Source organism: Paenibacillus flagellatus, assembly GCF_003217775.1.
Classification (GTDB): Bacteria; Bacillota; Bacilli; order Paenibacillales; family NBRC-103111; genus Paenibacillus_AB; species Paenibacillus_AB flagellatus.
Map to the genome: position 1 here is coordinate 296,658 of NZ_QJVJ01000005.1, position 24,007 is coordinate 320,664.

Annotated in this window: 30 protein-coding genes and 1 tRNA gene; 16 read left to right on the forward strand and 15 right to left on the reverse strand. The window is 56.4% G+C overall.

From position 1 onward, the window contains the following. Nucleotides 1-7 precede the first annotated feature (7 nt). Nucleotides 8-772, forward strand: coding sequence for an MBL fold metallo-hydrolase (locus DLM86_RS13490; RefSeq protein WP_110840533.1), 765 nt, complete (start codon nt 8-10; stop codon nt 770-772). Nucleotides 773-870: 98 nt separating this feature from the next. On the opposite strand, the gene DLM86_RS13495 is transcribed toward DLM86_RS13490, so the two are convergent. Then, nucleotides 871-1,116: a DUF3892 domain-containing protein gene (locus DLM86_RS13495; RefSeq protein WP_110840534.1), complete on the reverse strand. Its 246-nt coding sequence runs from the start codon at nt 1,114-1,116 to the stop codon at nt 871-873. Between the two features lie 170 nt (nt 1,117-1,286). Between DLM86_RS13495 and DLM86_RS13500 the strand changes: the two genes are divergently transcribed. Then, a complete protein-coding gene (locus DLM86_RS13500) occupies nt 1,287-2,543 on the forward strand; it encodes a two-component system sensor histidine kinase NtrB (protein WP_110840535.1) in 1,257 nt (418 codons plus the stop codon). 114 nt (nt 2,544-2,657) lie between these two features. Here the strand turns inward: DLM86_RS13500 and DLM86_RS13505 are convergent, their stop codons facing one another. The 8 genes from DLM86_RS13505 to DLM86_RS13540 form a co-directional block, all read right to left on the reverse strand. After that, nucleotides 2,658-3,095 (reverse strand): GNAT family N-acetyltransferase, encoded by a 438-nt coding sequence (locus DLM86_RS13505; protein WP_110840714.1) that lies wholly within the window; start codon nt 3,093-3,095, stop codon nt 2,658-2,660. Nucleotides 3,096-3,145: 50 nt separating this feature from the next. Beyond that, a complete protein-coding gene (locus DLM86_RS13510) occupies nt 3,146-3,607 on the reverse strand; it encodes a divergent PAP2 family protein (protein ID WP_110840536.1) in 462 nt (153 codons plus the stop codon). A 51-nt stretch (nt 3,608-3,658) separates the two neighbouring features. Then, nucleotides 3,659-4,453, reverse strand: coding sequence for an ABC transporter permease (locus tag DLM86_RS13515; RefSeq protein WP_110840537.1), 795 nt, complete (start codon nt 4,451-4,453; stop codon nt 3,659-3,661). Further along, a complete protein-coding gene (locus DLM86_RS13520) occupies nt 4,437-5,240 on the reverse strand; it encodes an ABC transporter permease (RefSeq protein ID WP_110840538.1) in 804 nt (267 codons plus the stop codon). Before DLM86_RS13520 ends, DLM86_RS13515 begins: the two co-directional genes overlap by 17 nt. Next, entirely contained in the window at nt 5,237-6,235 is a 999-nt protein-coding gene (locus tag DLM86_RS13525; RefSeq protein WP_110840539.1) for an ABC transporter ATP-binding protein, read from the reverse strand. The genes DLM86_RS13520 and DLM86_RS13525 overlap by 4 nt, the downstream gene beginning before the upstream one ends. A gap of 251 nt (nt 6,236-6,486) precedes the next feature. Beyond that, entirely contained in the window at nt 6,487-7,758 is a 1,272-nt protein-coding gene (locus DLM86_RS13530) for a S8 family peptidase (protein WP_158289460.1), read from the reverse strand. A 156-nt stretch (nt 7,759-7,914) separates the two neighbouring features. Beyond that, nucleotides 7,915-8,175 (reverse strand): hypothetical protein, encoded by a 261-nt coding sequence (locus DLM86_RS32715; protein ID WP_110840541.1) that lies wholly within the window; start codon nt 8,173-8,175, stop codon nt 7,915-7,917. A 136-nt stretch (nt 8,176-8,311) separates the two neighbouring features. Continuing rightward, on the reverse strand, nt 8,312-8,734 hold the full coding sequence (locus DLM86_RS13540) for a DUF2538 family protein (RefSeq protein WP_158289461.1): 423 nt from the start codon (nt 8,732-8,734) through the stop codon (nt 8,312-8,314). A 250-nt stretch (nt 8,735-8,984) separates the two neighbouring features. Between DLM86_RS13540 and DLM86_RS13545 the strand changes: the two genes are divergently transcribed. Continuing rightward, complete coding sequence (locus DLM86_RS13545) at nt 8,985-9,365, forward strand: cupredoxin domain-containing protein (protein ID WP_110840543.1); 381 nt, start codon at nt 8,985-8,987, stop codon at nt 9,363-9,365. 54 nt (nt 9,366-9,419) lie between these two features. On the opposite strand, the gene DLM86_RS13550 is transcribed toward DLM86_RS13545, so the two are convergent. Next, nucleotides 9,420-9,725 (reverse strand): hypothetical protein, encoded by a 306-nt coding sequence (locus tag DLM86_RS13550; RefSeq protein WP_110840544.1) that lies wholly within the window; start codon nt 9,723-9,725, stop codon nt 9,420-9,422. Between the two features lie 73 nt (nt 9,726-9,798). Here DLM86_RS13550 and DLM86_RS13555 point away from each other — a divergent pair, with 73 nt between their 5' ends. Further along, entirely contained in the window at nt 9,799-10,113 is a 315-nt protein-coding gene (locus DLM86_RS13555) for a 4a-hydroxytetrahydrobiopterin dehydratase (RefSeq protein WP_110840545.1), read from the forward strand. Here the strand turns inward: DLM86_RS13555 and DLM86_RS13560 are convergent. From DLM86_RS13560 to DLM86_RS13570, 3 genes are all read right to left on the reverse strand, one after another. After that, on the reverse strand, nt 10,105-11,349 hold the full coding sequence (locus DLM86_RS13560; protein ID WP_110840546.1) for a PqqD family protein: 1,245 nt from the start codon (nt 11,347-11,349) through the stop codon (nt 10,105-10,107). The two genes, DLM86_RS13555 and DLM86_RS13560, sit on opposite strands and share 9 nt — an antisense overlap. 183 nt (nt 11,350-11,532) lie before the next feature. After that, nucleotides 11,533-12,738: an HD-GYP domain-containing protein gene (locus DLM86_RS13565; RefSeq protein WP_110840547.1), complete on the reverse strand. Its 1,206-nt coding sequence runs from the start codon at nt 12,736-12,738 to the stop codon at nt 11,533-11,535. 145 nt (nt 12,739-12,883) lie between these two features. Then, nucleotides 12,884-13,183 (reverse strand): DUF1811 family protein, encoded by a 300-nt coding sequence (locus tag DLM86_RS13570; RefSeq protein WP_110840715.1) that lies wholly within the window; start codon nt 13,181-13,183, stop codon nt 12,884-12,886. 306 nt (nt 13,184-13,489) lie between these two features. Between DLM86_RS13570 and DLM86_RS32070 the strand changes: the two genes are divergently transcribed. Both DLM86_RS32070 and DLM86_RS13575 read left to right on the forward strand, forming a co-directional pair. After that, nucleotides 13,490-13,645, forward strand: coding sequence for a hypothetical protein (locus DLM86_RS32070; RefSeq protein ID WP_158289462.1), 156 nt, complete (start codon nt 13,490-13,492; stop codon nt 13,643-13,645). A gap of 278 nt (nt 13,646-13,923) precedes the next feature. Further along, a tRNA-Val gene (locus tag DLM86_RS13575) sits at nt 13,924-13,996 on the forward strand. A gap of 111 nt (nt 13,997-14,107) precedes the next feature. Here DLM86_RS13575 and DLM86_RS13580 read toward each other — a convergent pair. Further along, nucleotides 14,108-15,271: a site-specific integrase gene (locus DLM86_RS13580; protein ID WP_110840548.1), complete on the reverse strand. Its 1,164-nt coding sequence runs from the start codon at nt 15,269-15,271 to the stop codon at nt 14,108-14,110. 255 nt (nt 15,272-15,526) lie between these two features. Continuing rightward, complete coding sequence (locus tag DLM86_RS13585) at nt 15,527-15,976, reverse strand: helix-turn-helix domain-containing protein (RefSeq protein ID WP_158289463.1); 450 nt, start codon at nt 15,974-15,976, stop codon at nt 15,527-15,529. A gap of 141 nt (nt 15,977-16,117) precedes the next feature. Between DLM86_RS13585 and DLM86_RS13590 the strand changes: the two genes are divergently transcribed. The 10 genes from DLM86_RS13590 to DLM86_RS13645 all read left to right on the forward strand — a co-directional run bounded on the left by DLM86_RS13590 (nt 16,118) and on the right by DLM86_RS13645 (nt 23,942). Then, nucleotides 16,118-16,303, forward strand: coding sequence for an excisionase family DNA-binding protein (locus DLM86_RS13590; protein ID WP_110840550.1), 186 nt, complete (start codon nt 16,118-16,120; stop codon nt 16,301-16,303). Between the two features lie 68 nt (nt 16,304-16,371). Beyond that, the gene (locus DLM86_RS13595) at nt 16,372-16,668 is read left to right on the forward strand and encodes a hypothetical protein (RefSeq protein WP_110840551.1); all 297 of its coding nucleotides are present in this window, start codon (nt 16,372-16,374) and stop codon (nt 16,666-16,668) included. Between the two features lie 9 nt (nt 16,669-16,677). Further along, nucleotides 16,678-17,058 (forward strand): ArpU family phage packaging/lysis transcriptional regulator, encoded by a 381-nt coding sequence (locus DLM86_RS13600; protein ID WP_110840552.1) that lies wholly within the window; start codon nt 16,678-16,680, stop codon nt 17,056-17,058. After that, nucleotides 17,045-17,254: a hypothetical protein gene (locus DLM86_RS13605; protein WP_110840553.1), complete on the forward strand. Its 210-nt coding sequence runs from the start codon at nt 17,045-17,047 to the stop codon at nt 17,252-17,254. Before DLM86_RS13600 ends, DLM86_RS13605 begins: the two co-directional genes overlap by 14 nt. A 5-nt stretch (nt 17,255-17,259) precedes the next feature. After that, nucleotides 17,260-17,601 carry a hypothetical protein gene (locus tag DLM86_RS13610; RefSeq protein WP_110840554.1) on the forward strand — a complete coding sequence of 114 codons (342 nt, stop codon included), beginning with the start codon at nt 17,260-17,262 and terminating at the stop codon, nt 17,599-17,601. Between the two features lie 2 nt (nt 17,602-17,603). Beyond that, the gene (locus DLM86_RS13615) at nt 17,604-17,867 is read left to right on the forward strand and encodes a hypothetical protein (RefSeq protein ID WP_110840555.1); all 264 of its coding nucleotides are present in this window, start codon (nt 17,604-17,606) and stop codon (nt 17,865-17,867) included. Nucleotides 17,868-18,049: 182 nt separating this feature from the next. Further along, a complete protein-coding gene (locus tag DLM86_RS13620) occupies nt 18,050-19,273 on the forward strand; it encodes a phage portal protein (RefSeq protein ID WP_146250208.1) in 1,224 nt (407 codons plus the stop codon). 5 nt (nt 19,274-19,278) lie between these two features. Continuing rightward, nucleotides 19,279-20,496 carry a phage major capsid protein gene (locus tag DLM86_RS13625; RefSeq protein WP_110840557.1) on the forward strand — a complete coding sequence of 406 codons (1,218 nt, stop codon included), beginning with the start codon at nt 19,279-19,281 and terminating at the stop codon, nt 20,494-20,496. Between the two features lie 289 nt (nt 20,497-20,785). After that, the gene (locus DLM86_RS13635; protein ID WP_110840559.1) at nt 20,786-23,014 is read left to right on the forward strand and encodes a phage tail tape measure protein; all 2,229 of its coding nucleotides are present in this window, start codon (nt 20,786-20,788) and stop codon (nt 23,012-23,014) included. Between the two features lie 622 nt (nt 23,015-23,636). Further along, the gene (locus DLM86_RS13645; RefSeq protein ID WP_158289464.1) at nt 23,637-23,942 is read left to right on the forward strand and encodes a hypothetical protein; all 306 of its coding nucleotides are present in this window, start codon (nt 23,637-23,639) and stop codon (nt 23,940-23,942) included. The last annotated feature ends 65 nt before the right edge of the window (nt 23,943-24,007 follow it).

The following is a 24,007-nucleotide window of genomic DNA, read 5'->3' on the forward strand; positions in this document are numbered from 1 at the left end:
GACGCTTATGCGCATTGATATTCAAATGATCGGAACCGGCTCCGCTTTCGCCAAAAACTACTACAACAATAATGCGCTCGTCGCCTGCAACGGCTATAAGCTCATGATCGATTTCGGCATCACCGCCCCGCTCGCGATGCATCGTCTCGGCCTGCCGCTCGACGTGATCGACGGCGTATTCATCACCCATCTGCACGCCGACCATATCGGCGGCTTCGAAGAGCTGATGCTTCGTCTCCGGTTCCATTACGGCAAGAAGCCGCAGCTGTTCATCGAAGGGCGGCTGATCGAGCCGTTCTGGGAATACTCGCTCCGGGGCGGCTTGGAATTCGGCGCGGAGGAGCGCCAGACGCTGGACCAATTTTTCGACGTCGTTCCGCTTTCCGTCGGCAAGCCCCACGAAATCGTTCCCGGATTCCGGATGGAGATTTTGCCGACGAAGCATTTTCGCGACATGCCGAGCTATTGCGTCATTTTGAACGACGAGCTGTTCTACAGCGGGGACACCGTGTTCGATCCGGAGCTGATCCGGTCCGTCCACGAGCGCAATTGCACGTACCTGCTCCACGACTGCCAGCTGGACGGGCACGGCCTCGTTCATGCGACGCTGCAGGAGCTGCTGACGCTGCCGGAGTCGATCCAGCAAAAAATATGGCTCATGCATTACGGAGACAATATGGAATCGTATATCGGCAAAACCGGCCCGATGAAGTTCCTGCTTCAGCACGAAACGTACTCGTTCCCCGTTTCGGCACCGGCGACGGCCGACTGATCCGATTCCGCCCGAACCGGACGATGCGGCGAAACACGACGAAAAACCGGGCATTCGCATCGCCCGGTTTTCCGCGTTTCTTCCTTATATAGCCGTTATTAAAACGTCGGCAAGTTGTCGAGATTGTTGCTCGGATCTCCGTCGGCGTCGCCGCGTATATACGTCTCGCCGTCTCTTCCTTTAAAAGCGTTGACGCCCTGAATCGCGCCAGCCTTCACTTCCTCCAACGCCTGCTCGTAGTTCAGCGTGCGTCCGCCCGATGTCCGGAAGGCGGTAATGTCCCCGTCTCCGTTTTTTTGAACGGCTACGAACGATTCTCGCTCGTTCCCTTGGTTCGAGTTCATGCGATACGCCTCCTTGTAATCGAATTCCCGTTTATCGTTTCCCGTTTGACGCCGTTTTATGAAAACTTTATCATTTTTTTAGCAAACCTGAAGAACGCTCCCTTACCATTCGACGGTTTGGCATGGTATTGTGGTGATAACTTTCTTAACATTACGATGGAGGTAATGTTATGCTGTACGTCTTATTGGCCGCGGGCTGCGCCGGGATCGTCCTGCTCGGCTCGGTCAAGTACCGCGCCTTCATCTCCGGCGGCTGGAGCCGGCAAAGCGGCTCGGACAAGAGGCCCGCGGAGACGCGCGATCCGCTTACCGGACTGATTGGCCGCGACGAATTCGTCCGCCGCATCGACGGGCTGAACCGTTCCGCTTCCCGCGTCCTCATGGTGCTGATCGATTGTTACGAAATCAAGTCGTTGAGCGAAGCGGAAGGCGTCGAAGGAATCGACCGAATGTTGAAGCAAGTCGCCGAGATGCTGTACGAGTCGATCCCCGACGCGACGCTCGTCGCCCGTTATGGAGGCAACGAATTCGCGATGGCGTTTCGAGGCGGCCGTACCGACGACGAGATCGGGGAGATCCGGAGAATGCTCGACTACGACATTCCGAAGCGGTCCGGGGTCCGGCTCGCATACGGGTTCTCCGCGTCGCCCGACGACGGGAAAGGCTGGGCGAAGCTGCTGCACGCCGCCGAGACGCGCTTGAACGCGATGAAGCGGGAGCTGTGGGAGCAGCGGGAAAACCATATGGCGCGGTCGGAGAAGCTGCGCGTCGTCGGCGAGCTGGCGTCCGGCATGGCCCACGAAATTCGCAATCCGCTGACGACGATCAAGGGCTTCCTGCAGCTTTCCCGGGCGAACGGCTACAACATCGAGCCGTGGTACGCCCTGATCATGAACGAGGTCGACCGGATGTCCGAGCTGACGACCGAGTTTTTGCGATTTTCGAAGCCCCGGGATGCGCTTTACGAGACGATGCCTTTGCACGTCTGCATCCAACGGGTCGTCTCTCTGACCGAATCGGAAACGAGCCGTCTCGGCCACCGGCTCGTCTACGAGACGTCGAACCCGGGCATCGCGGTCCGGGGCGATCAGGACAAGCTGATCCAGGTGCTGCTCAATTTGGTCAAAAACGCGCTGGAGGCGATGCCCGGCCAAGGTCTCGTCACGATCCGCCTGATGGAGCAAGCCTCCCGCGCGGTCATCGAAGTGTCGGACACCGGCGTCGGCATTCCGCGCGAGGAGCTGGATCGCATTTTCCAGCCGTTCTATACGTCGAAGGAGCAAGGGACCGGACTCGGTCTATCGATTTGCCAAAAAATTGTACATGATCATGGAGGGATGATTGAGGTCGAAAGCGAGCCGGGCGCGGGAACGACGTTCCGCATTACGCTCCCGCTGCATCGCGAAGGGAAGGACGCCGGGGAGTGAACGTTTTCCCGGCGACGTCGTCGCGCGGTGCATGGGCGGGCTCCCGAGAGAGCAAACGCCCAAAAAACGAAAAACGCCTCGGGGATTCCCGGGGCGTTTTTCGTCTTTTGCGGCTTACAGCTTTTTTTTCAGCCGGACGTGCAAAATGCCGGCATCGTAAAACGTCTCCTCCGACTCGGCGGCGTATCCGAGCCGCTCGTAAAAAGGCCGCGCTTGAAGCTGCGCGTCCAGCACCGCGTAGTCGTACCCGAGCTCGCGGGCCGCCCGCTCCGCGGCCTCCATCACGAGCCGCCCGCAGCCTTGTCCGCGGCTTTCGCGTCTGACCGCGACCCGCTGCACTTTGGCCGTTCGCCCGTCGTACGCCTTCACCCGCGCCGTCGCGACCGGTTCCCCGCGGTCTGTCAGCAAAATGTGGCGGCACGGCGCGTCGAGCGCGTCCAGCTCGTCGATTTCCAGCTCCTCGGGTACCGCCTGCTCCCCGACGAACACGTCCTTGCGAAGCTTCAAGCACGAAGCGAGCTGCTCCGGCTTCTCGACAACGAATGCTTCCATCGTTTCCCCCATCCTTGAACTCCGTTCGGTCCACCCTCCGTTGCCCGCGGTCACTTCGGCTTGCCAGTCAAATGGCCGCACAGCCCGACGGCGACGCCGAGCAGACAGCCGCCGACCACTTCCCTCGGCAGGTGACCGATCATTTCCTTCAATTCCTTGTCCCGCTTCCGATGATAAATGCCGGGATGTCGCTCCGCCAGCTTCTCGACCGCCGCGTCGAGATCGTTCACCTCGACGGCGATTTCGCCGGTGCGCCGACGGACGCCCATCGCATCGTACATGACGATCAGGCCGAACAGCGAGCTGATCGCGAATTCGACCGACGCGACGCCCCGCTTCAACGCGACGGACGTGGCGAGCGAAGCGGCGCCGGCGGCGTGCGAGCTCGGCATCCCGCCGGCATCGAATGCCTTGGACCATTTCCAGCGTCCCGTTTTCGCATAATGGAACGGCACCTTCAGCGCTTGCGCGATTCCGATGCCGGCAATCGCGGTGGAGAGCGCTTTGTTCATGGCTGTCATCACCTCGATTATAGCATAGATGAAAACGGGAGCGTCTATGCGCTACGACCGGAGCGTTATCGCGTTGCCGGACGAATACCGCTTCAATCCGCGGTAGAACAGCAAAATGCCGCCCGCCGCGAGAAGCGCCGCCATGCCGGCGGCTCCGGCGACGAACGTCCACTGCGTTTCGCGAAGCAGGCCGATCGGCAAATAGCTGATGAAGCCCGCCGGAATGACCGTGAACAGGACGAGCCGGCCGAGGCCGCGGAAGATGTCGGTCGGATACGTGGAGAACGTGACGAACCCGATGAACACCTGCTGCCCGATCCCTTCCGCGTTGCCGATATAAAAGGCGAGCGTCTGGGCGATGACGTTGAAAAAGACGAAAATCGCCGTGGCCAGCGTCAGCGCGAACGCGAACTTGAGCAGTCCCGTTACCGTATGATCGCCGAAGACGGCGTACAGCATCAAGCCGAAGACGACGTCGCCGATCGCGGATACCGACATCCGGCTGATTAGGACGTGAAGCAGCACCGGCTTCGGCTGGGTCAAGTACGTGTCCAGCTGGCCGTTCGCGATCAGCCCCGCCATCGCGTAGCTGTTGCCGAACAGGACGGCGGACAGCCCGAACCCCCCGGCCCCGACCGCCCACATCATCATGACGTCCCGCAGCTCCCAGCCGTTGACGACCGGAAATTTCGTAAAGTAGACGGCCCAATAAAAAATCCAAACGACGTTGTTGACAACCATCATGCCGGCCGTCAGCAGGAAGCTCATCCGGTATTCCATCGCTCCGGCCAAATTGAGCTTCCAGCACGCCAAGACGAACCGGAGCAGCTTAACCGCCGTTGACATTTAATTTGCGCACCCCTTTCCGGTAAACGAAGGCCGCCGCCGCCGCAAGCAGCGCCGCCCACCCCCATTGGATCGCGATCATCCGGACCGTCTCGGCCGCCTCGGGGCGAACGGCCGTCTTCGCCGCGAAGTAGGCGACCGTCTGAAACGGCAGCCATTCGCTGACCGAGCGCAGCGCGTCCGGGAACATTTCCAGAGGCAGCAGCATGCCGCCGACCGTAAACAGCAGCTTGTTGTACACGAAGTCGAGTCCTCGCGTCTCCTCGACCCAGAACGCCGCCAGCGACAGCAGCATCGTCAGCAGGAAGTTGACGGTGAACGAGCCGGCCATGACGAGCAGGCAGAGCGGCACGTTCCAGCCGGGCGTCTGCCACCCGAACCAGAGCATCGCAAGCGCCGAGCCGAGCGCGAGGTTGACGACGACGCGAACGGCCGCCTCCCCCATATAGCTGCCGTAATGAAGCAGCAGATAGCTCGCCGGACGGGTCAGCTGGTAGGCGATGTCGCCGTTTTTCACCTCGGCCTCCACCTTGGCGTTCAGCTTCGGGGAAGCGAGGATGACCGATTCGGCGACGGCCAAATACCAGATCATCTGCTCGAACGTATACCCGCCGATGACACTCTCTCCGACGCCGCCGTATGTAACGGACCAGAGCTGGAAGAAGATGAACAGGATGACGACCAGAAACGCCGACCGGATCAAAAAATCGGGCACGTACGCCAAATGGCTGCGCACGGTCACCCGGGCGTACGCGACGTACTTGGCCGCCTTGCGAATCGCGATCACGGCGCTCCCTCCTTCAACGCCCGGCCTTCGTAAATGTGCGTGATCACTTCCTCCATCGGCGGATCCTCGATCGTGACGTCGGCGAGCCGATAACGGGCGACGAGCTTCGCCAGCACGTCCTCGACGGTCGTCAAGGACGTATCGACCGACAGCTTCAGCCGGCGGCCGGACCGCTCCAGCTCCTCGATGCCGGCGCCTTCGAAGCGCTCCGGCTCCTCCTCCAGCAAAAGACCGATCGTCTTGCGGGTCATGTACGTCCGTTTCAGCTCGGATACTTGGCCGTCCAGCACGATGCGGCCGTGATTGATGACGATCGCCCGGCGGCACAGCTGCTCGACGTCCCCCGCGTCGTGCGACGTGAGAAACACCGTAATGTTCTCTTTCTCGTTCATCTCGCGCAGCAGCTCGCGGATGCGCTGCTTGACGACGACGTCGAGGCCGATCGTCGGTTCGTCCAGAAAGACGATGCTCGGGCGATGCAGGAGCGCCGCCGCGATTTCGCACCGCATCCGCTCTCCGAGCGACAGCTTGCGCACCGGCACGTCGACGTAAGGACCGAGCTCGAACCGTTCGATCAGGTCGGCGCGTCGGCGCTTGTAGTCCCCGTCCTCCAGCTCGTAAATGCGGCGCATCAGCTCGAACGTATCCGAAGGGGGCAGATGGTACCACAGCTGCGATTTTTGCCCGAACACCGAGCCGATCCGGTACGCGAGCTTCTTCCGGTCCGTCCACGGGCAAAGCCCGAGCACCTCGGCCTCCCCCTCCGTCGGATGGAGAATGCCGGTCAGCATTTTGATCGTCGTCGATTTCCCCGCCCCGTTCGGTCCGAGAAACGCCAAAAACTCGCCGGCCTCCACCTCGAAGTCGATCGGATGGACCGCCGTCTTCTCCGTATAGTCCGGCCGAAATAGCGCGCGCACGCTTCCCCCCAGCCCTTCCCGCTTCCGTTTTTGCCGGAATCGCTTCGTCAGGCCGTTCACCCGGATCGCTTTCATTCGTTTTCGCTCCTCTCTTTCCCCTCAGCCGAATCTTTACCGTTGTAAAGCAACAAAGACCCGTGGCGTTCCGCTCGTCATGAGCCGGAACTTGCCACGGGTCTTTTATCCCCACGGTGTAACGCAATCGTCGAAGTCGCGTTCGGCTCCGCTCGGTTCGCCGGCGGACGCTGTCGACGCCGCCGCGGATCCCTAGAAGCCCTTCCAGGAAGTTTGTTATATATTACCACGCGACCGATTCGCTGGCAATATCATTTCACCGCGAATCTCAAATCAAGCTCGCCGCTGCCTTGCGCGTTCCGCGGCGCCTTCAGCCGGAACGCCCCCCGCTTCAGCAGCCGCTTCACGCCGGCCGGCGACAGCCTCGGACGCTTCTGCAGCAGCTGCGCCGCGCCGCCGGCGACGATCGGCGCCGCCATGCTCGTGCCCGTCAGCTTGAAATAGCGGGCGCCGACACGGGCGGACGGATCGTCGCGGTCGATCGCCGAGCCGGGCGCCCGCAGCGAAACGATACCGACGCCGGGCGCGGTCAGGTCGGGCTTCGTCCGGCCTCCGGCGATCGGCCCGCGTCCGGAGAACGCGGCGACGCGGTCGTCCGCCTGCCGGACGGTCCGACGGTCGTCGACCGCTCCGACCGTCAGCAGCAGCGGGCTGATGCCGGGCGACGTGACCGTCCTCGGGCCGGGACCGTCGTTGCCCGCGGACGCCACGACGACGAGTCCCGACCGCCAGGCGCGTTCGGCCGCCCGGCATATCGGATCGTCCGAGCAGCGCGAGACGCCCGGCAGTCCGAACGACATGTTGACGACGCGGATGCCGTACTTTTTCCGAACGCGCAGCACCCAGTCGATCGCCGCGACGATGTCGGAGCTGTTCCCTTCCCCGTTCCGATCGAACGCTTTGGCGACGACGAGCTTCGCTCCGCTCGCGGGACCTCGGTATTTGCCCTTCGAGCTGAAGCCGTTGCCCGCCGCATCCCCGGCGACGTGCGTGCCGTGGCCGTTGTCGTCATAAGGCTTCGTGCGCCCTCCGACGAAATCGCGGAACGCGGCGATCCGGTTGACCGGCTTCGTCAAGTCGGGATGCGGATATACGCCGGTATCGATAATGGCGATGGCGACGCCCTTGCCGGTGCTGCCGCGGCTTTGCAGCGCGGACGCCCCGACGGACGGCGTTGCGACGTTCAATCTGACGCGCACCTTCCGGTCCAGGTGGACCCGCGTCACGCGGCGATGCCGGCACAGCGTGCGCAAGCACGGAATCGACACGATCGCGGACACGAGGCGCAATCTCGGCATCCGCCGCAGGACTTGGAACCGGTAGCCGCGCGAGGCGAAGCCGCGCTTCAGCGATTCGACCCAGCCCCGGGAAGGCCGGCGATCGACTTCGAGCAGGATGCGCATCGTCCTGCCGCCGCCGGACCCTCCGGCTTTCCGCCGGGACTCGGCCGATAACGCCTTTCGCAAATGCGGGCTCATTTTTCGGGCGATATCGTCAGCCCGTTTCCGTTGTTGACGTTTCATCTCTTCCATTCATCCCCCTGCCGTCTGTACGTTTGCCCTCGGTAGTATACGCGCCGCCGCCGGCTGCGGCGTGGGCTCGCGGGCGGCCTCGTTTTCCGCCGGATGCGAAAAAGCCGGGAACAAGCTTCCCGGCTCTTCGATCTATCGCACCGTCCGCTAGCACTTGGCGCGGCTAATGATGACCAGCAAAATGAACAAGACGAGGATGACGCCCGTCGACGAATAGACGGGTGCTTTTTTCTCCACCACATGCGCATGCACGTAGTTGACCGTCACGTGTTCATACGACGGCTTGACGACCGGCAGCGGCATCGGGGCCGGCAGCGGCGCCGCCGCGATCGGAGCTTGCGGAACCGGCGCGGGCAGCGGCATCGGCGCGGTAGACGGCTTGACGACCGGTTTGGGCGTATATTCCATTATGACACCTCCCTTGCGACCTGATCTACCATCAGTCTATGGGGAAGCACCTACCGGGAACACGGTTAAATACCCAGTCTAGACAAATTGGTCGGACGCCCAGCCGGTACCGGCGCGATCGCCGTGCCGGGCTCGGCTACCGTCGGCTTTCGCCCCGTCTCAGCGCGATCGTCTGCGCGAACGCGGCTGTCATGTCCGCATCCCAATCGCGGACCGCCGCGGCGAGATCGAAGAAAAGCGGACGGCCGGCGTACAGCTCCGCCGCGGCCCGGACGAGCTGACGCAAGCCCGGCGGCAGGCCGCCGACCGCCTCCGACTCGGTCCGCCTTTCCAGCGTCGTATCGTACGGCCCCCAATACCAGGTGAACGGATTGCCGCCCGTTCGGCCGTCCGGGATCGCTTCGTAAATGCCGGGATAGGCGAGAACGTAGCAGGCCGCGGCGAGCTCCGGCTCGTCTTCCCCGGCTTCGTATCGGGCAAGCAGCCGCTCGTATCGTTCGCGATGGGTCGTTTCGTCCTTGGATGAGAAGTACATGCTGTCAGCTCCCGTCGTTGGCATCGGCCGTCGCTCCTTGCTGGGAGCTTCCGGCGTTATACGCTTACGCCTATACTGTACCACGTTTCGCCGCGCGGATAAACGGACGGCGTCCCGCATACGCTACGGTTTGGCGGAATCGTCTATTTGGGACGGACCGGACAAGCCGGGATTGTTCAACGTTTTGTCAAAAAGACGATTCAGGGGCGAATGGATTTGAAATCCGAAATAGCGTATAATCTTCTAGTGACATTTCGTTCGAGGAGGACCACACATGTATAAATGGTTAATGTCCGTCTTGTTTTTCGGCGCATGCGCGTTCGGACTGATCTTCCTGTTGGTCAGCGCAAAACCGGAAAAAAGCGAAGAAGATGCGGCCGCCGAAAGCGGGAAGCCTCAACTGAAAATTACGGCCAGCAACTTCCAGTTCGACCAACCGGAGTACAAAGTGAAAAAGGGCGAGACGCTGCAAGTGGTATTGAAAAATAAAGAAGGCGTCCACGGCATGGAAATCAACGGTCTCGGCGTTACGCTGAGCGGTAAAGAATTGTCGAAGGACGTCACGTTCGACAAAGCGGGATCGTACGAAATCGTATGTACCGTTCCTTGCGGCGCGGGCCATGTGAACATGAAAGCGAAACTGATCGTCGAATAAGACGGCAAAAAAAGAGAGGGACTCCCCCTCTCTTTTTTGTTGCCTTTCGGACCGTCAGCCCGGAGGACCCGCCCGTTCGACGAGACGCTCCGTCTCGATATAACGGCGAAGCTGCTCTTTTTCGTTCTCCGTAAACTTGTACTCGCTGTCGCAGCCTTCGTCCAGCACGACGTATTGGATCGGCTCGCCGGCGGAATCGCAAATGATCAGCGCCCCCGGATCGGCGAGCTCCGCGGGCCATTCGGCTCCGCCGCGCTCCAGCTTCAACAAAATGTCGATATACGCGCCCCGCCGTTCGACGATCGGGCGGTACGGCCGAAGCTCGGCCTCGAACATCAATTCGGCATCAAATTTGATCATGAGGGGCCTCCCTTCCCGGCGCATGGTGTATAATAGAAGGGTACCCCAACCCTTCGCGATCGAGGTGACCCGCATGGCCAAATTGCCCGACGAGCGCATCCAGGAGCTGCTCGGCGACAGACCCGGCTGGACGCGCAAAGACGCCAAATGGCTCGTCAAAAAATACCGGTTTCCGCAGTTCATGAAAGGCATCGAATTCGTCCAGCAGACGGCGATGACCGCGGAAGCGCTCAACCATCACCCGATGATCGCGATCGAATATAAAGTCGTTACGATCAGCGTGACGAGCTGGAGCGAAGGCGGCATCACGCCCCTCGATTTCGAGCTGATCGACCGGTGCGACCGGCTGTACAACGCGATGTGCGGAGGCGGGGATAGCTCATCCTGACCGGGAAGCCGCCCCTCCTCCGCGCTGTTTCCGCCACGAATACACGAGCAAGCCCGCCGCAAGAGCGAACTCCAAGACGAATACGACCGCATCCCAGAACGCGGCGCCTCCGTCCCAATCGGCCAAGTGGGGAACGACGGCGGCGGCCGACGCGATCAGCTGCGGAGCGAAATAGAACGCAAGCAGCCCGAGCTGGAACGCGTACCCCGCCACTAGCAAAACCGCATACAGACGGACGGCGCGAGGCTCCTTGTCCGCACCGCGCCCGCCGTCGCTCCCTCCCCCGAGCGTCACCGCCAGCCACCGGCGGCTCCTCTCCATCAAGTTGTAGCATCCCGTCCCGTTTTCCAGCACGTAGTACAAGTCCGTCTTCATGAACAGGCAGCATTGGAATAACGTTTTGACGAACAAGTCCATCGCGGCGAAAGCGGCCAGCTTGAGCGCCCATCCTCCTTCGCCGGGGTAGGCAGCCTGAACGGCCAAAGCGAGAAGCAGCACCAGCTGATCCGCGCCCATCCCCGCCAAGTAGGCGACGTGACGCTGCTTCGGCTCCAAACGCCATATGCCGTCCATCTCCGTTTCCAGCACGACGAATATCGTGCGATGTCCGATGCCGAGCTTGGCCGGCAGCCCGTACGCGCGCAGCGCCATGATGTGTCCAAGCTCGTGGAGCAGCACGAGCGCCAGCGATACGACGAGCCACGTTACGCCGTTGAGCGCCATCGATTCAAACGGGAAGGCGTCCCGGTATCGCGGGAGCAGCTCCGGTTTCGCCGCGATGAGCGCGATATTGGCGCATACGGCCGCCGCCGCGATCGCTCGCACCGCCGGATGTACCCACAGCCGGGCAAACGACTGCGGAATCCAAAGAAAGCCGCCGCGTTCCCGACGGTTCCTCCCCGCCACGCCGCCTTCGATTGCGGCGGACGCCTCGCTCTCTCCGTCGGGCCTCCCGTTTCCGATCGCCGTCCCGTCTACCTGCGCGACCAGCCCCAGCTCGAACAGCTGCCCGGCGAAGCCGACCATATCGATCTCTTCGTCGGGATACCGCCCGGCCAGCTCCGCTCCGATCTCGCCGAGCGTCCCGCCTTCGCGCATTCGCCTCAGCGCTTCTACCGCGGGCTCGGGCATTTCGTAGTAATCGCCCGTCCGGGCGTCTTCGACGATAAAACCTCCGCGATCGGGCCGAACCGTCAGCTCGACGGGTACGACCCGGCTCTCTTTCGTTACGTTCACGAGCCGCCCCTCCTTCCCAAGCCTTGCCCAAAAAAAGGGAAAGGATGCAGCCGCGACGGCTGCATCCCGCTTCCCATATCGATCATTAGTGCCAAATGCCGCACCACCAGCAAGTCGTTTTCACTTTCGCGAGTTTGCGAATGATCATCTTGATTCACCCCCTTTCAATGGGAATCGTATAGGTCATCCGGATAAAGCCGTTTCCGACGGCCGTCCCGGAACGACGGCGGAATTCGCTTGCTTCGACTTGACGTAATTGACCCAAATCGGGAATACGTCCTGGAACACTTCGACGATGGAAGGATCGAATTGCGTTCCTTTGCCTTGGATGATCCGGTCGTACGCCTCCTCGACCGACAGCGCGCCGCGGTACGACCGCTTCGTCGTCATCGCGTCGAAAGCGTCGGCCACCGCCGTTATGCGGGCGAGCAGCGGAATTTGTTCGCCGGCCAGCCTATGCGGATACCCGTTGCCGTCCCATCTTTCGTGGTGATGGAGGACGACGTCGACGCTATCGCGCAATCCTTCGATATCGCGAATGGCGTTCACCCCGACGACCGGGTGGGTTTTAATAATCTCGTATTCCTGTTCGGTCAGAGAAGAAGGTTTCGTCAAGATGCTGTCCGGGATGTTCACCTTCCCGACGTCGTGCAGCAAACAGGCGTAGTAGTAAGACTTCATCTCCTCTTCCGAAAACCGGTTCATCCGGTTCGCCAGCACGAGCGAGAAATGGGCGACCCGCTCGCTATGTCCCCGCGTGTACGGATCTTTCAGCTCCAGCGTGGCGACGATCCCCCGGACGATCCCTTCCATCTGCGCGTTGTACGAATCGCGGATCGCGTTCACGTATCCGATAAACCGATTCAGGATGATATACGCGATCGAGGACAAGATCGGGTACAGGGCGAGCGCCATGATGAGCACCGGCTGGCGGATGACGAGGAACAGAACGATATATTTGGCCGTAATGCCGCCGATGACCTGAAAAAAATAGTTGCGATTCAAAAAAATCGGAGAAAACAGAACGAACAGCACTTCCGCCACGTTGCTCGCGTCGTAAGACTTGTCCGAGCCCGCGTAAACGATCAGATCGTTGCACGTCGTAACGGCCAAGTAGCCGTACAGGTACACATATTTCACCGCGGTCGGCTTGCCGTGGCGGTACAAGTATACGGCGAACGGGATCATCGCCAGCAGGACGACGTACAAGCCGAAGCCGAAGCCGCCCTCGGTCATGCCGACCGCTCTCGTATCGCTCATATATTTGGGGTAGATGTAGAAGTAGAACGCATCGAATGAAAAGACGATCGTGTAAAACAAGGTCAAAAACAGCCTGATCGCCCGCTGCTCTTGGTTGATGATGGTGGAATGTAGCCATCCTCTATGCATTCGTTCCCCCCTCGACCGCGATGAATCCTTGACCGCCGCACCGCGAAACCGAGAATCGGAATCCTCGTACTATTTCGGCGGCTGGAACGAAATTCCTGCTTTTCATCGTCGAATTTTTATAAAAAATTGCAAGTTGCGAGCCGTTTCAATCCGTTTCGATCCGTTTCAGCATGGAGAGCGGGAAGCTTGCCTCGTCCTCGCGGCCCATTGTCCCCCATGCCATGACGCCGTTTACGTACCGGAGCTCGAATCGCTCCGCGCTGCCTTCGACCTCGTATGTACCGGGCGGAAACGAATCCGGCGAGAGCAAGTACGACTCGGCCATTTTGATTTTGCGTTCGAGCATTTCCGCTTGGCTCGGAAACGAGGCGCCCTTCTTCTCGCGCTTCAGCTTGTCCACTTCCGCGAGGAGCTCCTCGCGAGTCATTTCGCCATACCGTTTCATCGGCTCCTCCGCCTGCATCAATCGGGTAGTTTCGGCCTATTCGGCCTTATTTTTACATTATCACATCTTGTCGATTAAGAACAACGTGAAAAAAGTATGAGAAAAATCGGACGACAGACCGTAGAAGGAGATCCGAAGAACTAGGGAAACAACAAATTTTGCCCTTTCTCCGCTTCGATCGTCGGACGGCCGTCGAACTAGAAAGCGCCCGGCGAATTTCGACATTCTTCTCCCCCTCCCCGAACGGAATAAGTTCGAGGATTCCGGCACATACTTCCTTCAACAACGACAGGGGAGGGATCCGTGATGCCGAACGACCGGCAGCCGTCGGACTACGACGAGACCCAATCGCAAGTCGCGAATACGCAACAACCCGGTATCGATTACACCGTCGACTTTATTTACGGGAGCGACCAGGATCAATATTTGGAGCGGGAAGACGAGCAATCGACGCTCTCGTAGTTGCGCTCTTTTCGTCGGCCGAACCGGACGGGTTCGGCCTTTTCCTTTTTTCGCGACCGCTTGAATGGCGCTGCGGATGGGAAGCGAACGGGAAACGATAGCTCCATTACCTCCCTTCTTCAAGGCTGTCTTCAGATCGTCAAAATCAACAAAGGAATGTAATATCACCTTTTTTTAAAAAAATGCGGACAAAGTGTTGACTTCGGAAACGATCCTTGGTATTATAAATCTTGTCGCCGCGAGGTAAACGAAAATGAAAGACAAAAACGAATAAACAAGACCTGTTAGCTCAGTTGGGAGAGCACTATCTTGACAGGGTAGGGGTCAGTGGTTCGAGCCCACTACAGGTCATAAGCAAGAGCCCTTGTATATCAAGGGCTCTTTTCCTTTTTGGCACAACGAAGCAAGCCCAAGCGAGCCCCATTTTTCCGATTTGGTGCCGAAATGGTGCCCTTCATTCGACTAAAGCGATTTGGTGCCTTTTGGTGCCGTGAAGAACATTTCTCCGAATGCATCCGCTGTTTCCTGCTGCATATGCGGCGTAATGTGCGAATAACGGTCCAGCATCTTCACGCTCGCCCACCCCATCCTCTCCGCAATACGCTTATTGTTTTCGCGCATCTTCAAAAGCATTACAACGTGGGAATGTCGAAGGTCATGGAAGCGAATTTTCTTTACGCCGGCCTTCTCGATCAACCTATAGAACGATCGATTAAGATTACGAGGCGATACAGGCGTCCCGTGAGCTGTGCAAATCACGAGGTCGTGGTCCTCGTATATGTCGCGATGGTGCATTTTTTCTAGCTTCATTCTCCGCTGAAGCTTTTCAAGTTCCACGGCCGTCACCCTGTCAATCCCGATTGAACGGATTCCAGATGCCGTTTTTGCCCCGTGCTCGAGACTCTTTCCATCATGGCTCAAAATTTGTCGGACTGAAATGGTCCGGCTTTTCAAATCGACATCCTGCCACCGCAAGCCGAGCAATTCCCCCTGTCTCATGCCCGTTGTTACGGCCAGAAGGAAAGCGGTATAATACCGATCCTCCCGAGCTGCCGCCAAAAATTGGTGGGCCTCCTCGTCGGTCCAGAACAACATTTCCCCCATCTCTGCTTTCGGCCGATCCACAACAGCAGCGGGATTCTTGATAATCATGTCCCACCCCGCCGCCTTCTTTAACGACTCGTTGATGATCGTGTGAACCTTCTGGATGTTCTCCCCGGATAGACTCCCGTTCTCGCGCAGATAGTTGTATAGGTTTTGAATGTGCCGCGGCGTGATTTCGGACAAAGCCAGCTCCCCAAGCCCTACTTCCTTGCCCTGCTCGTTTTTTCGCATCGGGAGAATGTGATTATTAACGAGTGCCCTGTAGGTATTGAGCGTGCGCCCCTTGACGCTGGCTTTCTTGTCCTCCAACCAATCGTGCATGAAATCCTTATAAAGCGTCTTCGAAGCCTGCAAGTCGAGCCCCCGTTCCAGCTCTTTCAAAAGATCGCGTTGCGCCGCTTCTGCATCCTTCTTCGTCTTGAAACCACGCCGTTTGATCCGCTTCCGGTTTCCGTTCTCGTTCACCTCAATCGTGAAGTACCACGGGTTTGTTTTTAGGTTCTTGTCCTTGGTTACAGCCATTCGAAATCCTCCTTCGATGCCTTGGGAAATACTCCGGGAAATAATGAAAAATGAACAGACAACTAACAAAGTAATTAACATAGTTTCCAACAAAGCGACGACATGCCGAGAATCCAGTCGTATCAAGGGATTTCGGCGTTTCACCTGTTCGGTCTAACAAAGGGTCTAACAGTCTTTCTACTCGAAAACTAACAACTAACAAGAATTAAGAAATAAAGAATATATAAAAACATATAGTCATCCATCGATCATCGATTATTTATTTCTCTCCGGGAATAAAACGGCCAGCATGTCCAAGATGCGGCGACGATCGTCGCTTGTTAGAGCGTGCCCGTTATACGTTAAGTCCTCTCGATGAATAAGTATCTTGGTGATCTCCCTTTCCATTAATCTCCGATCGTTATCAATCAACTTTCGGGAATATGCATCATGCAGTTCCTTGTCATACCCTTCCTCATCTTCTTCTGCTAAATAATCAGCAAAGGTGAAATGTCCAGCTTCAACCATTAATTCAGCATGTGACACCCCTAGCGGTTCAGCCAGTTTCTTCAATATCTCCGGGGACGGCACCCCCTTTACTTTGCCATTCTCAATTTGTGACAAGTAGGGGTGCGAAACACCCGATAATTGAGCGATTTTTGAAAGCGTAAGCCCTTTCTTTTCACGCAGGCTCCTTAGATACGAACCAAATTCATCGATATTCAAGTTAATTCATCCTCCTTTAACCATATAATACCCCATTGTTGGTGAATCAACAACAAAAATGTTGACAGAGAAACAGAGATGTATTATATTTGATACATCAACAGAATGTTGATACATCAACAATCGGAGGTGAAGGAACAAATGGAACGTATGAGCGTGAAAGAAGCTGCTCCTTATATCGGTGCGAGTGAATACAAGCTGCGCGAGATGGTCCGGCAAAAAGAAATTCCCTCGTATCGCATCGGTAGCCGCATCCTTTTCCGCAAAACAACGCTCGACGATTGGATCGCACAACAGGAACGGGAGAACTGCAAGGCGGCAAGGTAATGTTTCCTCGTGACAATCCCATTATCATGTTGAGATCGTCACGAAAATCGGTATGGAGGTGAAATCCGTTGCAGTATTCGGCAGAAGAAAAGGAAACGACCTGCGTCTATGATTACATCGACGATCAATGGACGGTTTACAGCTGCGTACCCCGGCACATAACCAAGCTACGAAAGATTGCTGAACCTTGTTGGGAAGAAAAAAATGGCGACCGCGTCACCGCCGCCAAATGGAAATTACGGGGCAACCAAGTGCGTTTTGCTGTCGAGATCGTTTCGAAAATGACTCCCGAACAAAGGGAAGCGTCAAGGTCGAGGATGCTACAACGACATGAAAAACGCAAAGAGATCGTTACGAAAAAGTGAGGAAAACCCATGGACAAACCTACTCGCCGCATGATCGAAGAAATGCTTATCCGATCCCGCTTCTACAAATCGTTAGTTGAAGATGAACCCGAAGTCGTCATGGGATACACAGACCCGGAGCAGGGCAAGCGATACGCCGAAACAACCGAGCAGCGCAGACAGTTTATTCTTCGCATCGAAAGGGCCGTGTCGAAACTAGCGTCTATCGAAAAAGAGTTGATCGAACGCCGCTATTTACAGGTCGATTCGGATTATTTGAACGACCACCATGTTTATAATGCGATGCAGATCAGCCACGTGCCATATCGGAAAATCCGTGCCCGAGCATTTGAAAAGCTGGCGGAAGCATTGGGGATTACGAGGAGGGAAATGGAAGATGTCGCAGAGTAAGCGGGCCGTTTGGCTTGCCGCTAGCAGCGATAAGGGCGATCGCCTCTTACAGATCGCCCTAGAACATACGCGCCTTGCCCGCAGGATCAGCGAAATTCGGAAAATGGGACTCCGAGCGGCATCCGCTCTCTATGACCGTATCGACGAGCTGCGCCGCGAGCGGGACGAGATCATTGCACAATTTGAAGGGAGGTGAACACGGTGCAACCGGTAAAACTTTTGCCCCGCAATCAATACGGACGGGTCCAAAACGCCCTCCTCGTGGATGAAACCCATGTCGTCGTATCCGATCGATTTTGGGTCGATTTGGTCGAGGTAGAGCGCGTCGGCCCGGACGAATACAGGGCCGCTTACGACTACGCTTATATCACAATAGCCAAGGGCGGTCGCACGGTTTCGGCGCTGGAGAAGATCGTAAGGAAACTCCGGGGCATGTCGGGGTACGAACTCATAACGAAGCATTATGATGCACGCCAACAAATCTTTCTCGTCAACAAGGAAGTAGAGAACTGCGGGAGGTATAAGCCAACTGGGGAGGAATGACGATGGCGTTAAACACTGTCGATATGGAACGTATGTGCATTGAAATCCACGAATGGAATGAGGAATGCCGACTCCTCCAGATGCGAATAATCGAGGCACGCGCAGAACTGGAGGCGCTCGAAGCCGATCTGGTTGAAGTCACCCGGAGCAGAAACGAAGTAATCGCACGAGCGCGTGCGTGCGGTCTGTTTGAAGAAGTGCGGCGGATCAAAGAAAAAACCGTTCCCACTATTGGCAGTAGCGAGAACGGCAAACGTTTGAAATGACTCGAAACATTCACATTATAGCACAAGCAGCAGCGTATCGCAAAGGGAAACATGCGCGAGGCCCCCCCTATCCCGGAACAGGGTGCCCCGGCCGAGGACCGGTGAGGGGACTTTCAGAGAACACACGGGCCTCGCGTATAGACCGGGGGGGTAAAAATTCGACTTGAAGGGGAGGTGAAAAGGTGCAAAAACGATCTTTGTATCAAATTATGTTTGGCAATCGCCCGAAAGTGAACGACACCGACAAAAATTATTTCCGCGTTCTCAATGGCTTCGTACCGACATTCACGCCCTTTTCAGGGAATGCCTACGATAGCGATGTCGTCCGCTCAACTGTTGACGCAATCGCACGGAACGCCGCGAAATTCAAGCCGAAGCACGTCCGGCGAGTGAACGGCGAGATCGTAAAGACGGAGTCAAATTTGGAAAAGCTTCTCCAAGTCCGTCCTAACCCGTTCATGAATTCATTCGCCTTTCTGTACAAGGTTGTCACGCTGCTCATGATGACGAACAATGCGTTCGTGTACATCGATTGGGATGACGAAACAGGGGACGTCCGCGGCCTGTACCCAATTGATTTTTCAACGGTCGACTTCTTGGAGGCTCGAAACCAGCCGGGGGAAGTGTACGCCAGATTCCGATTCCGGGGCGGTCAAGCGGTGACGTTGCCATACGAGGACTTGATTCATTTGCGGCGTTTTTTCTACAAGGACGATATGTTCGGGGAAACATCCGAAAAAGCCCTTACGCCTACGCTGGAGCTTATCAACACGACCGACCAAGGCATAGCGAACGCGGTCAAATCTTCCGCTTTCCTCCGGGGGTTGCTCAAATTCACGACCATGCTTAAGCCGGAGGATTTGAAAAAGCAGAGGGATGATTTTGTTAAGGACTACCTCGACGTAAGCAACAACGGCGGCGTAGCGGCGACGGATTCCAAAACCGAATATCAGGAATTGAAAAATGATCCGAAGATGATCGACGACAAGCAAATGGCCGCGATCAAGGACAAGGTGTACAAGTATTTCAGCGTCAACGAGAAGATCATTGCCTCGAACTATTCCGAAGACGAATGGAACGCATTCTATGAGTCCGTTCTCGAACCGCTGGCAATTCAAATGAGCCTTGAATTTACGGCAAAGATTTTCACGAACCGCGAGCGGAGTAACGGTAACGAGATCATTTTCGAGGCCAACCGCCTGCAATATGCGTCGAACGGAACCAAGATCAAGCTTATCGAAACATTGGTCGACCGCGGATTGCTTAACAAAAACGAAGGACGCGAAATCTTCAACCTTGGCCCGATTCCGGGCGGCGATAAGTATATCGTATCGCTGAATTTCGTGCAGGCTGACAAGGCCAACAAATACCAATTGGGTGAAGACGAAAACGAAGGAGGCAATTAAACCATATGAACAGACTGAAAGAAATCGAAGCACGTATGAAGGAAATTCGCGCCCTGCTGGAAGGCAGCGAGCCCATCGATTTGGATGCATTAGAGAAAGAGGTGCGCGATTTGGGCGCTGAAAAGGAACAAATCGAAAAGCGCAAAGAGATCGTGGACGGAATCAACAACGGGAACGTCGAAACTAGGGCTATCCACCCCGGAACGTCTAGCTTTGAAACGGCAATAACTAGCACCGGTGACGAAGTGAGAATCTACCGGAGAAATCACCGTTTGTCCGACTTCCATCCGAACAAAGAGGAATTGAGCCTCGGCCGCTATCTCCGCGGGGCCATTACCGGGGATTGGAAGAACGCCGATAAGGAACAGATGGAATTCCGTGCTTTGTCCACGGCCACGTCTAGCGTCATGATACCGGAAGTCCTTTCCGCGCAGGTGATCGATTTGGCGAGGAATAAGAGCATCTTGTTTCAATCCAATGTGCCAATGGTCGAAATGACCTCTAACAACCTGACTATTTCAAAGGTGAAGACCGATCCGACGTTCGGCTTTAAGGCCGAAGGTGCTGCAACTACTGAAAGTGTTATGGAATTCGAAGGTGTAACACTGAAATCGAAAACCGCATACGGCTTGATTTCCGTTACGCTGGAAGCTCTTAAGAGTAGCGGGAACCTCGAATCTGTTGTAACAAATGCAATCGCCGAAAGTATGGCTCGGACGATTGATCTCAAATGCTTGTACGGTCAAACGGCCAACAACGAGCCGAAGGGAATTTTGACATACTCCGAAATCGGCGAACAAGCTGAAACGGCGGCCTTGGCGAACTATAGCCCGTTCGTTAAAGCTATTGGTAAAGTACGCAAGGCCAACGGAGAACCGACAGCGTGGGCGCTTAATGCGACAACGGACGAAATGTTGAACCTACTCCTTAACACGCAAGGCGACCCGATGACAATTCCGCCGGTGGTATCCAATCTTCAAAGGCTAATCTCAAATCAATTGCCGAGCGATGGCGGAACGGGCACGAACGAAAGCACCTCTTTGATTTATGACCCTAGCGCTCTGCTGATTGGACTCCAATCGCCGCTCATGGTGGAGATTTCGAGAGAAGCAGGCGACGCATGGCAAAAGGGAATTGTGTATTTGCGGGTTTACGCCATGCTCGACATCGCGGTTCTTCGCCCGGAGCGAATCTGTAAAATCACTGGTTTGAAGCAAGCCTAATTTAAGGGGGGCCAAAGTGCCCCCTTTTTCCATAAGGGGACGGTGAGAACGATGATTTGCGCGAATTGCGGCAAGCAGAGCGCCGGCATATTGAAGGCGGTACGTATCACGGACAAACGGGACAATCGGAAAACCGATATTCCCATGCGTTATAAGGGCTCGCCTAGGCCGATATGCGCCGGGAAGTGTTGGGAAGTCGTTCGGGAAAACGCGATGATTTGGAGCGTTCCAAAGCGTTACCGGAAATATGCCTTGATAGAACCAGTGTTCGAAAGCAGAGGTGAACAGAATGCCAAGTGAAACGATCGCTAGTATGGCGGTGCGGATAGGGGTTGACCTCTCCGATTTCACGAAGGACATGGCCGAATTTCAGAAAACATTTGGTAAACTCGGCCGGCAGCTCCAACAAGTCGGGACACAAATCGGGGCTGGATTCACGGCGGCGGGTGTAGCGGTTGCGGCCGGACTGGGGACGGCAGTTTCGACAGCGATGGACTTCGACGCGCAGATGTCCCGCGTTGGAGCAATTGCAGGAGGCACGGCGGCGGAATTGGAAGCCATGAGGCAGACCGCCCTCGAACTTGGAGCGAGCACGTCTAAGAGCGCGTCAGAAGTTGCCGTGGGCATGGAGCTGATGGCGACCAAGGGGTACGAAGCGTCCGAGGTAATGGCCGCCATGCCCGGCGTCATCGCGGCTGCGGAAGCATCCGGGGAGGATATGGCGCTTGTCGCTGACACGGTCGCCAGCGCGCTTAATGCGTTCCAGATGAAGGCCGCAGACGCTTCCCGTGTAGCCGACATCCTCGCAATGTCCGCCAATACGTCCGCTGCCGGGATTCAAGACCTCCAATATTCGTTCAAGTACGCGGCCCCGGTTGCGAATGCTCTCGGCATATCGATGGAACAGCTCGCCGCCGCGACGGGGATCATGGCCGACAGCGGCATGAAAGGCGAACAGGCCGGCACGACTCTGCGGGCTGCACTCCTCCGTCTGACCGATCCACCGAAGGAAGCGGCAAACCAATTGAAGGCGCTCGGGGTGTCGGTTACGGACGCGGCCGGAAACTTCCTGCCGTTCGACCAGATCGTCGCCCAACTCTCGGCATCTACTGCCAACTTGAATAACGCGCAAAAGGCGCAGGCGTTGTCTACTATTTTCGGAACCGAGGCCATGACCGGGATGTTGTCGCTTATCGAAGCCGGCCCTGAAAAATTTCGGTCGCTCACGACCGAAATGCAAAACTCCGAGGGCGTTGCTCAATTAGTGGCAGAGTTGATGAGAAAAAATTTAAAAGGGTCATTCGAAGAATTATTTGGTGCTATTGAAACCGCTCAAATTCTGTTCACAGATTCCTTAAAGCCTGCTTTAATTGCCATAACTGACGCATTGAGAGACACGATAAATTGGTTCAGTAAGCTTTCACCGGAAACTAAACAATTAATTGCAATCGGCGCATCCCTTGCTGCCGGACTGCTCGTTTTGACTGGCGTCGTTGGATTCCTCGCCGTAGCCCTTGGATTCCTCGCCGCGGCAGAGTGGGCCGTCATACTCCCGATCGCCGGGATAATAGCGGCCGTCGTCGCGGTCATAGCGATCATTGCTGCGTTGGCCTACGTCATATACGACAATTGGGATACGATCGAAGCCTACACGGTCAAAGTTTGGGAGGCCGTTAAATCCGCATTACAAGCCGCTTGGGATTGGATCGTCGGCCTGTTTAAGCGCTATTGGGCAATTGTTGGCCCGATCGTGACAGCGGGATGGGACGCGATAAAGGCATACTTCAAGGCCGCGTACGAGACGTTGAAAACGATCGTATCGACTCTATGGGAAACCATCAAGACTATATTCGCGACCGCTTTCCTTGTTGTTTACAATCTTGTTACGGGCCGATGGGACGAGATCGGCAAGGTGTTCGCTGCTGCCGGCGAAAAACTCAAATCGATTTTGGGTGACGCTTGGGACAAAATCAAGGGGATATGGTCGAGCGCATTCGAAACGATCGGGAACGCGGCACAGGCAGGATGGGACCATATAAAGGGGCTGTTTACTGGTGCATGGGATGCGATCAAAAAGTTTTTCCTCGGCGTTCCTGACCAAGCGTTTGAGATCGGCAAAAACATGATGCAAGGCATGATGGACGGTATCGCGAGCATGGCGAACGCTCTCGCACAAAAAGCCAAACAGGTTGTAGAGTCTGCCGTCAATGCTGCGAAAAACTTCCTCGGGATAAACTCGCCGTCCAAACTGTTCATGCAAATCGGCGCATGGACTGGCGAGGGCTTCGCAATCGGTTTGGATGACAGCTCCAGCATGGTCGGCGCTGCCGCTCAAAACATGGCAGCCGTTCCGCTTTCCGGTGTGACCGATGCGGTGGCTAGCACGCCGAACGTCAGCATGTCGGGACCGTCCGCAGTCCCTACAACGCTTATTTTGGAGATGGATGGCCGTGTGATTGCACAGAAGACATTCGAACGCATGGGGGGCACGCTGCGGCTGCGGGGGGCGGTGACTTAGACCCCTTCAAGCATGTACCATGGTCACCGGGAGGTGATCCAGTACATGTTAACGAGGGAATGTTATCCATTAGTCCTTGGACCAGAAGAAATTCAAGAAATTCTTTGCATCGGGCGGAGACAAACATACGAGCTGTTAAAAAATCCGCCTTTCCATGTTGTCCGAATCGGGAAAAGGCGTTTGATCAAGGTGTCAAGAGACTCGTTTTTTAATTGGCTGGAAGGGCGGTAATCCCTCTCTTATTTTGGTGCCGAAAATGGTGCCGAAAGTTAAAAATCCCCACCAACCGAGAACTAAATGCAACAAACACACAAAATTAAAAATCAGCATAAGATCAAGGTTTAGCAACATTCAACAAAAATCAGCAGCAACGTAAGTTCTTCTTGACAGGGTAGGGGTCAGTGGTTCGAGCCCACTACAGGTCATCTCAAAACCTCTTGATTCCAAGAGGTTTTCGCCTTTTATACGAACGATTTTCCGATTATGAAGACGGACGCTTCCGAGCATTCGTCTTTTTTACGTTTCGCAGCGCCCTTCCCTCTCCTTCGCTTCGAAACTCTGCTCCCTCCACGGCTTTCGCCCATTTCGACTTTGCCAAGTTTCGTTTTATGGAATGGGCCATATGCTGATCGTGAATAATCCCGAAGGAGTGAAAGTATGGCTTACAACCCTTACCAAACGTATTCGTACCCCTCCTATCATCAGCCGCACCACATGGTTCCGTATCATGGTCATTACTATCATCATGCCCCTTATTGGCACCCGCACTATCCGCATCATCACCACCATCATTACGGCTATCATCCGTACGGGCAATATCACGGTTACGGCGGCGGGCACGATTGGGGGCACGACCACGGCTGGCGCGGCGGCAAAAACAAAAAGTAAGATCGCCTTCTTCGAACGGACCATAACCAAGAGCCCTTGACGGACGGCAAGGGCTCTTTTCTTGTTTTGTCGCTCGTCCGGCTTGCCCGCGACTGCGCATCCATC